Genomic DNA, 13,698 nt, shown 5'->3' with positions numbered 1-13,698 from the left:
TTTCTCCGGGCGCGATCAATGCACCAGCATGCCGGTGAACCAGTACGCCTGGGCGTAGGTGATGCAGCCGACCAGGGTGGCGAAGAACAGGCTGTGCTTGAGCGTGAAACGGAACAGGTCCGACTCCTTGCCGACCAGGCCGGTGGCGGCGCAGGCCACGGCGATGGACTGCGGCGAGATCATCTTGCCGGTCACGCCGCCGCTGGAGTTGGCCGCAACCATCAGCACATCGCTGACACCGACCTGGTGCGCGGTGGTGGCTTGCAAGGAGCCGAACAGGGCGTTGGCGGAGGTGTCGGAGCCGGTCAGGAACACGCCCAGCCAGCCAAGGAACGGCGAGAAGAACGGGAAGGCCGCACCGGTGCCGGCGAGGACCAGCGCCAGGGTCGAGGACATGCCCGAGTAGTTCATGACGAAGGCAAAGGCCAAGACCATGCCGATCGAAACGATGGCCCAGCGCAGCTCGATGACGGTCTCTTTGAAAGTGGTAAGACCAATCTTTGCGCTGATGCGCAGCACGATCATCGAGACAATGGCCGAGAGCAGAATCGCGGTGCCCGAGGCGGCAATGATGTCGAGCTTGTACACCGCTGGCATGGCCGTGGCTTTGGCGACGATGGGCGTGCCCTTGATCACCAGTTGATCCAGGTACGGCACGGCGGTGTTGATGGTCCAGGCCTGCAGTGGTCCGCCGGCGGCGAACAGCGCCTTGAACGGTTTCAGGGTCCAGACGGTGACCATGGCGGTCAGGATCAGGAACGGCGACCAGGCTTTGAAGATCTGCCCCAGGCTGTAAATGGACGCCGTGCGTGAAGGCGCGGCGTCGGCGCTGCGCTTGGGCTGCCAGACCTTGAGGAACAGGGTCAGGGAGATGATGCTGACCAGTGCCGAGGTGATGTCCGGCAGTTCCGGGCCGATGAAGTTGGAGGTCAGGTACTGGGTGATCGCAAAGCTGGCGCCGGCCACCAGTGCAGCAGGCCAGGTTTCCTTGACGCCGCGCGTGCCGTCCATGATGAACATCAGCCAGAACGGCACGAAGACCGACAGGAAGGGCAACTGGCGACCGGTCATGGCGCCTATCTTGAAGGCGTCGATGCCCGAGACCTGGCCGGCGACGATGATCGGAATACCCAATGCGCCAAAGGCCACCGGTGCGGTGTTGGCGATCAGGCACAGGCCGGCGGCGTACAGTGGGTTCAGGCCCAGGCCGACCAGCAGGGCGGCGGTAATGGCAACGGGTGCGCCGAAGCCGGCGGCACCTTCCAGGAACGCACCGAAGCAGAAGCCGATCAGCAGCACTTGCAGGCGTTGGTCGTCGGTGATGGTCAGGACCGAGCTGCGGATGATTTCGAACTGGCCGCTCTTGACGGTCAGTTTGTAGAGAAATACCGCCGCGACAATGATCCAGGCAATCGGCCACAAACCATAGGCAAACCCGTACCCGGCGGCGGCCAGTGCCATGTCGGCCGGCATCTGGAAGGCGAAGATCGCCACCAGCACCGACAGCGCCAGGGTAATGCTGCCGGCGATATGCCCCTTGAGCCGGAAAATCGCCAGCGCCAGAAAGAAGAACACGATAGGGATAAGCGCAGCGGCGGCGGATAAGCCCAGGCTGCCAAGCGGGGTATAGAGTTGTTGCCAGGTTTGCATTGGGTTGGCCCCTAGTTGTTTTTGGTTGGGGAAAGGTCCGGCAGTGCGACGGTGGTTAATCGTCTGACATTGTTATTGGATAATTGGTAATACCAATTTACAATGTGTGGTCGCTAGGTTAGAGGCCTTACTTGGGGTGTGTCAATTTGTCCTTTTTCTACTTTGGTCTGATGCCGCTGTGCTGAGGTGTGCGGTGGGGGCTGAAGCCGGGGCGTTTGGCAGGTGCCGACAGGGCCTCAATCGGCCAGAATAGACAGCCCGTTAACGGGATCGGGGAAGTGGAGTGAGGGTTATGGGCTTTGGTCAGGTACGGCAGCGCCGCTTGTCGGACGATATCGTCGAACAGTTGGAAAAAATGATTCTTGAGGGCACGTTGAAGGCGGGTGGGCGTTTGCCGGCCGAGCGTGCACTGGCCGAGCAGTTTGGCGTGTCGCGTCCGTCACTGCGTGAGGCGATTCAAAAGCTCACCGCAAAAGGGTTGCTGATCAGTCGTCAGGGTGGCGGCAATTATGTGGCAGAAAACCTCGGGTCGACGTTCAGCGATCCGTTGCTGCATTTGCTCGAAAACAGCCCGGATGCCCAGCGCGATCTGCTGGAGTTTCGTCACACGCTGGAAGCGTCATGCGCTTATTACGCTGCACTGCGCGCGACCGATCTGGACCGTGAGCGGCTGAGCCAGGCGTTTGAGGCATTGCAGGGTTGTTATGCGCGGGCCGATGAAGAGGGCGGCGCTGAAGAGGCGGCTGCCGATGCCAATTTCCACCTGGCGATTGCCGAGGCGAGTCATAACACCGTGCTGCTGCACACCATTCGCGGGTTGTTCGATCTGGTGCGGCGCAACGTGGTGATCAATATCGGTGGTATGTACAAACAGCGCAGCGAGACCCGTGACATGCTCATCGAGCAGCACCGGGAGCTGTACCTGGCGATTATTGAAAGGCGCGCAGAAGAGGCGCGTGAAGTGTCCAGCCGGCACCTGATGTATGTGCAGGAGGTGCTGGATGAGGTGCGTCAGCAAGGCGAACGTGCGGCAAGAGCCGAGCGGCGGCATAACCTGTAATCAGGTTATGCCCCGATCGCGTCGTAGGACCGGCTTCAGCCGGGAAGCTCTGTAGCGCGGCCATTCGCGGCTGAAGCCGCTCCTACGGGCCGTGTGTTCGCCGCCTGGATCAGTCGTCCTTGCCCTTGCTGCGCACGGCGCGTTGCAGCTCGCGGTCGGAATCGCGTTCGCGCTCGGTGTGGCGCTTGTCGTATTCCTTCTTGCCCTTGCCGAGTGCGATTTCGCACTTGATCAGGTGCTGCTTCCAGTACAGCGACAGGGCCACGCAGGCGTAGCCTTTTTGCTGTACCGAGGTGAACAGCTTTTCCAGCTCGCGCTGGTTGAGCAGCAGTTTGCGGGTGCGTGTCGGGTCGGCGATGACGTGCGTGCTGGCAGTCTTGAGCGGCGTGATATGGCTGCCCATCAGCCAGGCCTCGCCATCCTTGAGCAGCACGTAGCTGTCGACCAGCTGTACCTTGTTGGCACGCAGGCTTTTTACTTCCCAACCGGACAGGACCAGACCGGCCTCGAACTTGTGTTCGATGAAGTAATCGTGACGCGCCTTTTTATTTTGCGCGATGGTCCCTGTAGGGTGCTTTCTGAGTTTGGCCATAGGGGGCGCATTATAGGCAGTTGCTTCGATGTCGGCTATGGGCAAGCAGTGCGCTTGAGCACACAGGATGAATCCCGGACAATGGCGGTGCTGCCTATCCTGATATTTCTACCAGATGCGCTTTGTAGCGCCATTCGGCATTCTTGTGATGTTTGCCGCTCAGTTTTGGAAATGACGCTGACATGACTACGCACATTCAACGCTCGGCCCTGTTGCCGTACCCGGCCCGGTTTCTCTATGACCTGGTCAACGACGTCGCTCGCTACCCGGAATTTTTGCCGTGGTGCGCGGCGGCTGTTGTACACGAGGCCAGCGAAACGCAGATGCGTGCCAGCCTGGAAATTGCCAAGGGCGGTCTGAGCCAGAAATTCGTGACGCGCAATACGCTGGTGCCGGGCGAGTCGCTGACCATGGACCTGGTCGAAGGCCCCTTCAGCCAGCTGCATGGTGTGTGGACGTTCAAGCCGCTGGGCGAGAAGGCCTGCAAGATCAGTCTGGACCTGTCTTTCGATTATGCCGGTCCTTTGGTGCGGGCGACGCTGGGGCCGCTGTTCAATCAGGCGGCCAATACGCTGGTCGATGCGTTTTGCCAGCGGGCCAAGCAACTGCATGGCTGATGCCTTGATCGACATCGAGGTGGTGCATGCCGGTTTGCAACGGCAGGTTCTGCTGAGTGCTCAGGTGCCGGCAGGCAGCACGGTGTATCAGGCGTTGCTGGCGAGCGGGATCGGCCAGTCTTTTCCTGATCTGGATCTGGCGACGTGCCCGGTCGGGATTTTCGGCAAGCTGGTCAGCGATCCGCAGATGCGTATCGTGCAGGCTGGAGAGCGTATCGAAATTTATCGTGCGTTATTGGCCGACCCCAAGGAAATTCGGCGCTTGCGTGCAGCCAGAACGGCGAGGGTGCTGAAAAAGGCCCGGCCCTGACGGGTTGCATTACATGCAGGCACAAAAAAACCCGGCAAGCCGGGCTTTTTTTCGTCGCTGCGTTACCGTGGCGAGGGTTCCAGAGGTTCCTGGACCGGCGCGGGAACGGTTTCGACGCTGTCGACGTCTTTCTGTATCTGGTCGAGCAGCGAGCCTGGACGGGCAGGTTCTTCTGCCTTGGGCTGTGGCTGGTTTTCGACGGGCTGATTCTGGATCGGCACGCTTTCGCCGGTCTTGCCCAGAATGGCTTCATCGCGGCTGACGCCGGGCATGAAGTCACCGGACAGGCTGACCAGTTGATCGTTGCCGTTGAAGATCAGGCTGACCCGTTCCTGCTGGCGTTCACCGCCACCGGGCTGCAGGCTGTACAGATAATCCCAGCGGTCAGAGTGGAAAGTATCGGTCAGCAGAGGGTTGCCCATGATAAACCGTACTTGCCGTCGGGTCATTCCCGGACGCAACTGGTCTATCATGTCTTGCGTGACGACATTTCCCTGTTGGATGTCGATTTTATAAACCCCGGGGAACGAACAACCGGCGAGTGCGAGCAGTCCCACGAGTGTGAAACTGGTTAGCAAGAGCTTGGTGTTTTGCATCGGTGGGCGACTTCCACTATCTTGGCTGGGATAACGTAAACTCCGATCATACCTGCATTAAGAGAAGCTGCGAAGCAGCGTCTGCGAGAAAGCTGACCATGGTTGAAAATAGCGAACTACGAAAAGCAGGACTCAAGGTGACCCTTCCGCGGGTCAAGATCCTTCAAATGCTCGATTCTGCCGAGCAGCGCCACATGAGTGCCGAGGATGTCTACAAGGCGCTGATGGACGCGAGCGAGGATGTCGGTCTGGCCACGGTTTACCGTGTTCTGACCCAGTTCGAGGCGGCAGGGCTCGTCGTGCGTCACAATTTCGACGGCGGTCATGCGGTGTTCGAACTGGCTGACGGTGGCCACCATGACCATATGGTCAACGTGGACTCTGGCGAGGTCATCGAATTCTTCGACGAAGGCATCGAAGCGCTGCAAAAAGCCATTGTTGAGCGGCACGGCTATGAGCTGGTCGACCACAATCTGGTCCTGTACGTGCGCAGCAAGAAAGACTGAGTCTTTCTTTTCGTGCATGGCAAAACGCCCCTTGTCGACTCAGTACGACAAGGGGCGTTTTTGTGCGCCTCGGTTTTTACCCTCAGCTTTTTGACGTGACGATCATCTTTTTCGCATGGGCCAGTGATTCTCTGGTCAGGTCGATGCCGCCCAGCATGCGTGCGACTTCTTCGATGCGTTCGTTCTTGCCGAGCTTGGATACGGCTGTACGCGTGGCGTTGTTGTCGCGGACCTTGTGCACGAACAGGTGTTGATGGCCCTGAGCTGCAACCTGCGGAAGGTGGGTCACGGTCATGACCTGGCCGCGGTCGCCCAGCCTGCGTAACAGTTGACCGACGATTTCAGCGGTCGGGCCGCCAATGCCGACATCCACTTCGTCGAATACCAGTGTCGGTATGCGCGATGTCTGGGCGGTAATGACCTGAATGGCCAGGCTGATGCGTGACAGTTCGCCGCCGGAGGCGACCTTGGCCAGTGGCTTGAGCGGCTGGCCGGGGTTGGCGCTGACCAGCAATTCGACCTGCTCCAGGCCGTAAGGCAGCAACTCGCCACCGGTGTGGGCTTTCAGCTCGATGCTGAAACGGCCGCCCGGCATGCCCAGGCGATGGATTTCCTGCTCGACGGCATGCGCCAGTTCGCCCGACGAACGGTGTCGCAGATCGCTCAATTCCCGCGCTTTTTCCTGATAGTGACGGGCAAAGGCGGCCAGTTCGTTCTGCAGGCGTTCGATGGATTCGTCGTTGGCATTGAGCGTTTCGATTTCGTCCAGCAGCTTCTGGTGCAGGGTCGCCACTTCATTGGGCTGGATGCGGTGCTTGCGTGCCAGGCTATATATAGCGTCCAGACGCTCTTCGATCTGTTGCAGGCGGGCTGGATCGGCGTCGAAGTGATCAAGAAAGCGATTGAGCTCGCCCATGGCTTCTTCAACCTGAATCTGCGCGCTGGACAGCAGTTCGGTGGCCTCGTTAAGAGCGGTCGAGCTGTTGCTGACGCCGGACAGACGGTTGAGGCTGTTGGTCAGGGCATGCAGGACGTTGCCCGAATCGCTCTCGCTGCATTGCTCGATCACCTGGCGGCAGATGCCGAGCAGGCTTTCGGCGTTGGTCAGGGCCTTGTGGTCCTGCTCAAGGTTTTCCAGCTCGTTTTCGCCCAGGCTCAGGCTTTCCAGCTCTTCGAGTTGATAGCTGAGCAATTGGTGGCGGGCGCGTTGTTCGTCGCCGGAATTGGAGAGGCGCTCCAGTTCCTGGCGGGTCTGGCGCCAGCGTTGCGACGCCAGTTGCACCTGGCGGGCCAGGTCGGTGGCGCCGGCGTATTCGTCGAGCAGGCGGCGATGGGTCTCGGCCTTGAGCAGCGATTGATGCTCGTGCTGGCTGTGAATGTCGATCATCAATTCGCCCAGCGCCTTCAGGTCGCCCTGCGGGCAGGGCGTGCCATTGATATAGGCGCGCGAGCGGCCTTCGGCAGTGATGACCCGGCGCAGGATGCACGGACCCTCGCTGTCCAGGTCATGCTCGGCGAGCCAGGCCCGGGCTTCTGGAATGTCGGCAAGGTCGAAGGTGGCCAGAATATCGGCCTTGTCGGCTCCCGGCCGGACCACGCCACTGTCGGCCCGGTCGCCCAGGGTCAGGCCCAGGGCGTCGAGCATGATCGACTTGCCGGCACCGGTTTCGCCCGTGATGACGCTCATCCCTCGATCGAGTTCGAGGTCGAGGTGCTCGACGATGGCGTAATTGTGTACGGAAAGGTGGACCAGCATGAGGTGGCTCCGAGATGGCTCTTCTGGTTATTTATACAGTGTTTTGTTTGCGCCTGACAATGCCTGCCTTTAGCTCGATTTGATTGGGTTTTTTGAATTTTTAGTTGTTTTGGTAATTTAACTGCGCGATTGCCCGGGTTTCTGCTGCGAAATTTTTCAATACAAACCTCAACTTCCCGCATGCCTGCCCCTTGAAGCCAGAAATTCCGTTCCCATATAGGGGGACAGAAGCGCGAGCTGGGTTCGCGGACGTTTTTGAAAGGAGAGATCTATGGCTGACGAACAGAATCTGGATACGCAGGCTCAGGACCAGGCTGCACAATCGGCAGCAGGTGAAGATCTGGCAGTGCGCGTGCAAGTGCTCGAAGAGCAACTGGCTACCGCGCAAGACCAGTCTCTGCGCGTGGCTGCGGATCTGCAGAATGTCCGCCGCCGTGCCGAGCAGGATGTAGAAAAGGCGCACAAGTTTGCGCTGGAAAAATTTGCCGGCGACTTGCTGCCGATCATCGACAGCCTGGAGCGCGGGCTCGATCTGTCCAGCCCGGACGATCAAAGTATCCGTCCGATGCGCGAAGGCATCGAGCTGACGCTGAAAATGTTCCAGGACACGCTCAAGCGTTACCAGCTCGAAGCGGTCGATCCGCATGGTCAGCCGTTCAACGCTGATCAGCACCAGGCCATGGCGCTGGAAGAAAATGCCAACGTCGAGCCCAACACCGTGCTCAAAGTGTTTCAGAAGGGCTATCAGCTCAATGGTCGTCTGCTGCGCCCGGCCATGGTCGTGGTCAGCAAGGCACCTTCGCCTGCCAAACCGTCGATTGACGAGCAGGCTTGAAATCGGCAGACCAGCCCCCATTTAAAGGTCAAGCGTTAAAAGTGCTACCGCAATCTGTGAACCCGGTTGCGGCAACCCTACACAAGTTTCTGGAGAGTTAAAGATGGGCAGAATTATCGGTATCGACCTGGGGACCACCAACTCCTGCGTTTCGATTCTGGAAGGCGGTAACGTCAAGGTTATCGAAAACGCCGAAGGCGCGCGTACCACGCCGTCGATCATTGCGTACGCCAACGATGGCGAAATCCTGGTCGGTCAGTCGGCCAAGCGTCAGGCGGTGACCAACCCGCACAACACGCTGTACGCAGTAAAGCGTCTGATCGGCCGTCGTTTCGACGAAGAAGTCGTTCAAAAAGACATCCAGATGGTGCCTTACAAGATTTCCAGGGCTGACAACGGTGATGCCTGGGTCGAGGTCAATGGCCAGAAAATGGCTCCTCCTCAGATTTCCGCTGAAATCCTGAAAAAGATGAAGAAGACCGCCGAAGACTACCTCGGCGAGACCGTCACTGAAGCGGTCATCACCGTTCCGGCCTACTTCAACGACAGCCAGCGTCAGGCGACCAAAGACGCCGGCCGTATCGCTGGCCTGGACGTAAAACGCATCATCAACGAACCGACCGCAGCCGCTCTGGCTTACGGTATGGACAAGGCCAAGGGCGATCACACCGTGATCGTTTATGACCTGGGTGGCGGTACCTTCGACGTTTCGGTCATCGAAATTGCCGAAGTCGACGGCGAGCACCAGTTCGAAGTGCTGGCAACCAACGGTGACACGTTCCTGGGTGGTGAAGACTTCGACATCCGTCTGATCGACTACCTCGTTGACGAATTCAAGAAAGAAAGCGGTATCAACCTCAAGGGTGATCCGCTGGCCATGCAGCGTCTGAAAGAAGCTGCCGAGAAAGCCAAGATCGAGCTGTCCTCCAGCCTGCAGACCGACGTCAACCTGCCGTACATCACTGCAGATGCGACCGGTCCCAAGCACTTGAACGTGAAAATCTCCCGTTCCAAGCTGGAATCGCTGGTTGAAGACCTGGTCAAGCGCACCATCGAGCCTTGCCGCGTTGCGCTGAAAGATGCCGGTATCGACATCGGCGCGATCAACGACGTGATCCTGGTCGGCGGTCAGACCCGTATGCCGCTGGTGCAGAAGCTGGTTACCGATTTCTTCGGTAAAGAAGCGCGTAAAGACGTCAACCCTGACGAAGCCGTTGCCATGGGTGCTGCCATCCAGGGTGCGGTACTGGCCGGTGACGTCAAAGACGTTCTGCTGCTCGACGTCAGCCCGCTGACCCTGGGTATCGAAACCATGGGTGGCGTGATGACTGCGCTGATCGAGAAGAACACCACGATTCCGACCAAGAAATCCCAGGTGTTCTCCACTGCCGACGACAACCAGAACGCCGTGACCATTCACGTGCTGCAAGGTGAGCGCAAGCAGGCTGGCCAGAACAAGTCCCTGGGCAAGTTCGACCTGGCCGAGATTCCGCCAGCACCACGTGGCGTGCCACAAATCGAAGTGACCTTCGACATCGACGCCAACGGCATCCTGCACGTCGGCGCCAAAGACAAGGCCACCGGCAAGCAGCAGTCCATTGTGATCAAGGCCAACTCCGGTCTGTCCGAGGAAGAAATCCAGCAGATGGTGCGTGACGCCGAAGTCAACGCCGAAGAAGACCGCAAGTTCGAAGAGCTGGCCTCTGCCCGTAACCAGGGTGACGCGCTGGTGCACTCGACTCGCAAGATGATCTCCGACGCGGGCGACAAGGTGACTGCTGAAGAGAAGACGGCTGTGGAAGCTGCGCTGGTAGCCCTGGAAGCCGCTGTCAAAGGCGACGACAAGGCGCTGATCGAAGCCAAGGTCGAAGAGCTGTCGAAGGTTTCGGCGCCAATCGCGCAGAAAATGTACGCCGAGCAGGCTGAAAACCCGGAAGCCGCTGCCAAGCCGGCCGAAGGCGCAGCCAAGCCTGACGACGTCGTCGACGCCGAGTTCGAAGAAGTCAAAGACAACAAGTAAGCGCAGGCTCACTTGCAAGCCGGTTGACCGCAGCATTGCGGTCGCTGGTAGGATGTCGCCGCGCGGGAGCTTGCTCCCGCGTTGGCGTGTCTGGAACAGACGAAATTTTCGGTGTTTGCCATCTACTGGCAAATACCTGGCGGCAAGGGCGCGATGCTCCTGCATCGCGGCCCGTAAAGCCGCTTTCTCGGTCATTTTCGGCCGTTGAACGAAGACCAGGATCGTTGAATTGACGTGAGTTGGGTCCGGGCCTGTATTGGGCTCAACGAGTCTGGCCAGGCTCAGGAGGGTTTGGCCGGACGTCCTCAAGAGTGCGGAAGAAGATATGGCTAAGCGTGACTATTACGAAGTATTGGGGGTTGAGCGAGGCGCCAGTGAGGCAGAGCTGAAAAAGGCCTATCGCCGCCTGGCGATGAAGCATCACCCTGACCGCAACCCGGACGACAAAGCATCCGAAGAGCTGTTCAAGGAGGCCAACGAGGCCTACGAAGTGCTCTCCGATGCCAGCAAGCGTGCAGCCTTCGACCAGTACGGTCATGCCGGCGTAGACCCGAGCATGGGCGGCGGTGGCGGCTTTGGTGCGGGCGGTGCGAATTTCTCCGATATTTTCGGCGATGTGTTCAGCGACTTTTTCGGCGGTGGACGCGGTGGCGGTGGCCGTGGCGGCCCGCAACGCGGTAGCGATCTGCGTTACACCCTGGAGCTGAACCTGGAAGAAGCGGTGCGCGGCACGACCGTGAATATCCGTGTGCCGACGCTGGTCAACTGCAAGCCGTGCGACGGCAGCGGTGCCAAAAAAGGTTCTTCGCCGGTCACTTGCCCGACGTGCGGCGGTATCGGTCAGGTACGCATGCAGCAGGGCTTCTTCTCGGTGCAGCAAACCTGCCCGCGCTGCCATGGCAACGGCAAGATCATCTCCGATCCGTGCGATTCCTGTAATGGTGAAGGCCGTATCGAGGAATACAAGACCCTGTCGGTCAAGGTGCCGCCGGGTGTCGACACCGGCGACCGCATCCGTCTGTCGGGTGAGGGCGAGGCGGGTCCGCACGGTGGCCCTGCTGGCGATCTTTACGTGGTCATCAATGTGCGCGAGCACGCGATCTTCCAGCGTGATGGCAAGCACCTGTTCTGTGAGGTGCCGATCAGCTTTACCGATGCGGCGCTGGGTGGTGAGCTGGAAGTGCCGACCCTCGATGGTCGCGTCAAGCTGAAGATTCCTGAAGGCACCCAGACCGGCAAGCAGTTCCGCCTGCGTGGCAAGGGTGTTGCGCCGGTGCGCGGTGGTGGTCCTGGCGACCTGATGTGCCGCGTGGCGGTCGAAACGCCGGTCAATCTCGACAAGCGTCAGCGCGAACTGCTCGAAGAGTTCCGTGAGTCGCTGCAGGGCAACGAATCGCATTCTCCCAAAGCCAGCGGCTGGTTCGAGGGTGTGAAGCGTTTCTTCGGCGACTTATAAGGTTATCCACAGGAGCAGGGTATGCGACGTATTGCTGTGACAGGCGCCGCCGGGCGCATGGGCAAGATTTTGATCGAAGCGGTTGGCCAGGCGCCGGGCGCCGGGTTGACAGCTGCCATCGATCGCCCCGACAGCACGCTGGTCGGCGCCGATGCCGGTGAGCTGGCAGGGCAGGGGCGTATTGGTGTGCCGTTGTCGGGTGATCTGGCGCGGGTGGCGGAAGAGTTCGATGTGCTGATCGACTTCACCCATCCATCGGTCACGCTGAAAAACCTGGCGTTCTGTCGCAAGGCGGGCAAGGCGATTGTGATCGGCACCACTGGTTTTACCGCCGAAGAAAAGCTGCGCCTGGCAGAGGCGGCCAAAGAGATTCCGGTCGTGTTCGCGGCCAACTACAGCGTTGGTGTGAATCTGTGCCTGAAGCTGCTCGATACCGCTGCTCGCGTGCTGGGTGACGAGGTCGATATCGAGATCAGCGAAGCGCATCACCGGCACAAGGTCGACGCGCCTTCGGGTACGGCCTTGCGCATGGGTGAAGTGGTTGCCAATGCACTGGGGCGTGACCTTGAGAAGGTCGCGGTCTATGGTCGCGAAGGTCAGACCGGTGCGCGTGACCGGCAAACCATCGGCTTTGCCACCACCCGTGCCGGCGACATCGTGGGTGATCACACCGTGCTGTTTGCCGCCGATGGCGAGCGCGTGGAAATTACCCACAAGGCGTCCAGTCGCATGACGTTTGCCCGTGGTGCAGTGCGTGCCGCACTGTGGCTCGAAGGTAAGGCGCCAGGTCTTTATGACATGCAGGATGTGCTCGACCTGCGCTGATCGGCCGATGTTATCGGCGAAGATGCGGGTTTTTCGCGGCTTGCTTGAGTCGTGAAAGTCTTTGGGGAAGAGTCTGTGCTGTATTGGTGGTAGACCAAAACAGGCCTTTTCTGTAAGATACAGCTTTAGTGTGTCCACTAAAAGCGCGCAGATGAATCCATAAGAAAGCGGGGTGACGTATCAAAACGTCATTCCGCTTTTTTACAACCTGCGAACGCCCTTTCAGGCTTTATTTACGGGAGGTCTTCTTGACTAAGCCAGCCATACTTGCCCTTGCTGATGGCAGCATTTTTCGCGGTGAAGCCATTGGCGCCGACGGCCAGACTGTTGGTGAGGTGGTGTTCAACACCGCTATGACCGGCTATCAGGAAATCCTTACCGATCCTTCCTATGCCCAGCAAATCGTTACCCTGACTTACCCGCACATCGGCAACACCGGCACCACGCCGGAAGACGCCGAGTCCGACCGCGTCTGGTCGGCCGGTCTGGTTATCCGCGACCTGCCGCTGGTTGCCAGCAACTGGCGCAACAAGCTGTCGCTGCAGGATTACCTGAAGGCCAACAATGTCGTGGCCATCGCCGGTATCGATACGCGTCGTCTGACCCGCATCCTGCGTGAGAAGGGCGCTCAGAACGGCTGCATCCTGGCAGGTGACAACATCAGCGAAGAAGCGGCTATCGAAGCGGCTCGCGGTTTTCCTGGTCTCAAGGGCATGGACCTGGCCAAAGTGGTCAGCACCAAAGAGCGCTACGAGTGGCGCTCCAGCGTCTGGGAACTGAAAACCGACAGCCATCCGGAAATCCCGGCTGCCGATCTGCCGTACCATGTCGTTGCCTTCGACTACGGCGTCAAGGTCAACATCCTGCGCATGCTGGTCGAGCGCGGTTGCCGCGTGACCGTGGTCCCGGCGCAAACGCCAGCCAGCGACGTGTTGGCGCTCAATCCCGATGGTGTGTTCCTGTCCAACGGTCCTGGTGACCCGGAGCCATGCGACTACGCCATCCAGGCGATCAAGGAAGTGCTGGAAACCGAAATTCCGGTGTTCGGTATCTGCCTGGGTCACCAGTTGCTGGCCCTGGCCTCGGGTGCCAAGACCGTCAAGATGGGTCACGGCCACCACGGTGCCAACCACCCGGTCCAGGATCTGGACACCGGTGTGGTCATGATCACCAGCCAGAACCACGGTTTTGCCGTGGACGAGGCGACCTTGCCTGGCAACGTGCGCGCCATCCACAAGTCGCTGTTCGACGGTACCCTGCAAGGTATCGAACGCACCGACAAGAGCGCGTTCAGCTTCCAGGGTCACCCTGAGGCGAGCCCGGGTCCAAACGATGTAGCGCCATTGTTCGATCGCTTCATTGATGCCATGGCCAAGCGCCGCTGACCGGTTGCCTTGAAAATGAAGTAAGCAGGTGCCCAGGGTGGCCCCGGACCAAAAGCGGTCCGGTCGCTGCCACCCGGCATCTCAATGAAT

The 13,698-nt window shown here is 59.6% G+C and carries 13 protein-coding genes; 9 read left to right on the top strand and 4 right to left on the bottom strand.

Annotated elements, in window-relative coordinates; all coding sequences use genetic code 11:
* Positions 1–15 precede the first annotated feature (15 nt).
* On the bottom strand, positions 16–1,650 hold the full coding sequence (locus tag ACYP2A_RS31320) for a lactate permease LctP family transporter (RefSeq protein ID WP_459749786.1): 1,635 nt from the start codon (positions 1,648–1,650) through the stop codon (positions 16–18).
* 292 nt (positions 1,651–1,942) lie between these two features.
* On the opposite strand from ACYP2A_RS31320, the gene ACYP2A_RS31315 reads away from it, so the two are divergent.
* Positions 1,943–2,710, top strand: coding sequence for an FCD domain-containing protein (locus tag ACYP2A_RS31315; RefSeq protein WP_459749785.1), 768 nt, complete (start codon positions 1,943–1,945; stop codon positions 2,708–2,710).
* 109 nt (positions 2,711–2,819) lie between these two features.
* Here the strand turns inward: ACYP2A_RS31315 and smpB are convergent, their stop codons facing one another.
* Positions 2,820–3,302, bottom strand: a complete 483-nt coding sequence (smpB, locus tag ACYP2A_RS31310) for an SsrA-binding protein SmpB (protein WP_459749784.1) — start codon at positions 3,300–3,302, stop codon at positions 2,820–2,822.
* Between the two features lie 182 nt (positions 3,303–3,484).
* Here smpB and ACYP2A_RS31305 point away from each other — a divergent pair, with 182 nt between their 5' ends.
* Positions 3,485–3,919 (top strand): type II toxin-antitoxin system RatA family toxin, encoded by a 435-nt coding sequence (locus ACYP2A_RS31305; RefSeq protein ID WP_459749783.1) that lies wholly within the window; start codon positions 3,485–3,487, stop codon positions 3,917–3,919.
* Positions 3,912–4,229: an RnfH family protein gene (locus ACYP2A_RS31300; RefSeq protein ID WP_459749782.1), complete on the top strand. Its 318-nt coding sequence runs from the start codon at positions 3,912–3,914 to the stop codon at positions 4,227–4,229. The genes ACYP2A_RS31305 and ACYP2A_RS31300 overlap by 8 nt, the downstream gene beginning before the upstream one ends.
* Before the next feature lie 62 nt (positions 4,230–4,291).
* Here ACYP2A_RS31300 and ACYP2A_RS31295 read toward each other — a convergent pair whose 3' ends face one another.
* Positions 4,292–4,825, bottom strand: coding sequence for an outer membrane protein assembly factor BamE (locus ACYP2A_RS31295; protein ID WP_459749781.1), 534 nt, complete (start codon positions 4,823–4,825; stop codon positions 4,292–4,294).
* Positions 4,826–4,923: 98 nt separating this feature from the next.
* Between ACYP2A_RS31295 and fur the strand changes: the two genes are divergently transcribed.
* Positions 4,924–5,331 (top strand): ferric iron uptake transcriptional regulator, encoded by a 408-nt coding sequence (fur, locus tag ACYP2A_RS31290; protein ID WP_459749780.1) that lies wholly within the window; start codon positions 4,924–4,926, stop codon positions 5,329–5,331.
* 82 nt (positions 5,332–5,413) lie between these two features.
* Here fur and recN read toward each other — a convergent pair whose 3' ends face one another.
* The gene (gene recN, locus ACYP2A_RS31285; RefSeq protein WP_459749779.1) at positions 5,414–7,087 is read right to left on the bottom strand and encodes a DNA repair protein RecN; all 1,674 of its coding nucleotides are present in this window, start codon (positions 7,085–7,087) and stop codon (positions 5,414–5,416) included.
* Between the two features lie 271 nt (positions 7,088–7,358).
* On the opposite strand from recN, the gene grpE reads away from it, so the two are divergent.
* The 5 genes from grpE to carA all read left to right on the top strand — a co-directional run bounded on the left by grpE (position 7,359) and on the right by carA (position 13,608).
* Positions 7,359–7,922 (top strand): nucleotide exchange factor GrpE, encoded by a 564-nt coding sequence (gene grpE / locus ACYP2A_RS31280; protein WP_459749778.1) that lies wholly within the window; start codon positions 7,359–7,361, stop codon positions 7,920–7,922.
* A gap of 103 nt (positions 7,923–8,025) precedes the next feature.
* Entirely contained in the window at positions 8,026–9,942 is a 1,917-nt protein-coding gene (dnaK, locus tag ACYP2A_RS31275; RefSeq protein WP_459749777.1) for a molecular chaperone DnaK, read from the top strand.
* A gap of 325 nt (positions 9,943–10,267) precedes the next feature.
* Complete coding sequence (gene dnaJ, locus ACYP2A_RS31270; RefSeq protein WP_459749776.1) at positions 10,268–11,398, top strand: molecular chaperone DnaJ; 1,131 nt, start codon at positions 10,268–10,270, stop codon at positions 11,396–11,398.
* 21 nt (positions 11,399–11,419) lie between these two features.
* Positions 11,420–12,223, top strand: coding sequence for a 4-hydroxy-tetrahydrodipicolinate reductase (gene dapB, locus ACYP2A_RS31265; protein ID WP_459749775.1), 804 nt, complete (start codon positions 11,420–11,422; stop codon positions 12,221–12,223).
* Between the two features lie 248 nt (positions 12,224–12,471).
* The gene (carA, locus tag ACYP2A_RS31260) at positions 12,472–13,608 is read left to right on the top strand and encodes a glutamine-hydrolyzing carbamoyl-phosphate synthase small subunit (RefSeq protein WP_459749774.1); all 1,137 of its coding nucleotides are present in this window, start codon (positions 12,472–12,474) and stop codon (positions 13,606–13,608) included.
* Positions 13,609–13,698 lie beyond the last annotated feature (90 nt).

Source organism: Pseudomonas sp. 3A(2025) (assembly GCF_054589175.1).
Note: the sequence above shows the minus strand (reverse complement) of the source record. Positions and strands in the feature narration are given on the sequence as shown.

What these genes read in the sequence shown, in the direction of transcription:
- dnaJ (WP_459749776.1), top strand. Translation starts at nt 10,268, where the DNA reads ATGGCTAAGCGTGACTATTACGAAGTATTGGGGGTTGAGCGAGGCGCC.
- ACYP2A_RS31320 (WP_459749786.1), bottom strand. Translation starts at nt 1,650, where the DNA reads ATGCAAACCTGGCAACAACTCTATACCCCGCTTGGCAGCCTGGGCTTA.
- smpB (WP_459749784.1), bottom strand. Translation starts at nt 3,302, where the DNA reads ATGGCCAAACTCAGAAAGCACCCTACAGGGACCATCGCGCAAAATAAA.
- fur (WP_459749780.1), top strand. Translation starts at nt 4,924, where the DNA reads ATGGTTGAAAATAGCGAACTACGAAAAGCAGGACTCAAGGTGACCCTT.
- dnaK (WP_459749777.1), top strand. Translation starts at nt 8,026, where the DNA reads ATGGGCAGAATTATCGGTATCGACCTGGGGACCACCAACTCCTGCGTT.
- recN (WP_459749779.1), bottom strand. Translation starts at nt 7,087, where the DNA reads ATGCTGGTCCACCTTTCCGTACACAATTACGCCATCGTCGAGCACCTC.
- ACYP2A_RS31295 (WP_459749781.1), bottom strand. Translation starts at nt 4,825, where the DNA reads ATGCAAAACACCAAGCTCTTGCTAACCAGTTTCACACTCGTGGGACTG.
- ACYP2A_RS31315 (WP_459749785.1), top strand. Translation starts at nt 1,943, where the DNA reads ATGGGCTTTGGTCAGGTACGGCAGCGCCGCTTGTCGGACGATATCGTC.
- ACYP2A_RS31305 (WP_459749783.1), top strand. Translation starts at nt 3,485, where the DNA reads ATGACTACGCACATTCAACGCTCGGCCCTGTTGCCGTACCCGGCCCGG.
- grpE (WP_459749778.1), top strand. Translation starts at nt 7,359, where the DNA reads ATGGCTGACGAACAGAATCTGGATACGCAGGCTCAGGACCAGGCTGCA.
- ACYP2A_RS31300 (WP_459749782.1), top strand. Translation starts at nt 3,912, where the DNA reads ATGGCTGATGCCTTGATCGACATCGAGGTGGTGCATGCCGGTTTGCAA.
- dapB (WP_459749775.1), top strand. Translation starts at nt 11,420, where the DNA reads ATGCGACGTATTGCTGTGACAGGCGCCGCCGGGCGCATGGGCAAGATT.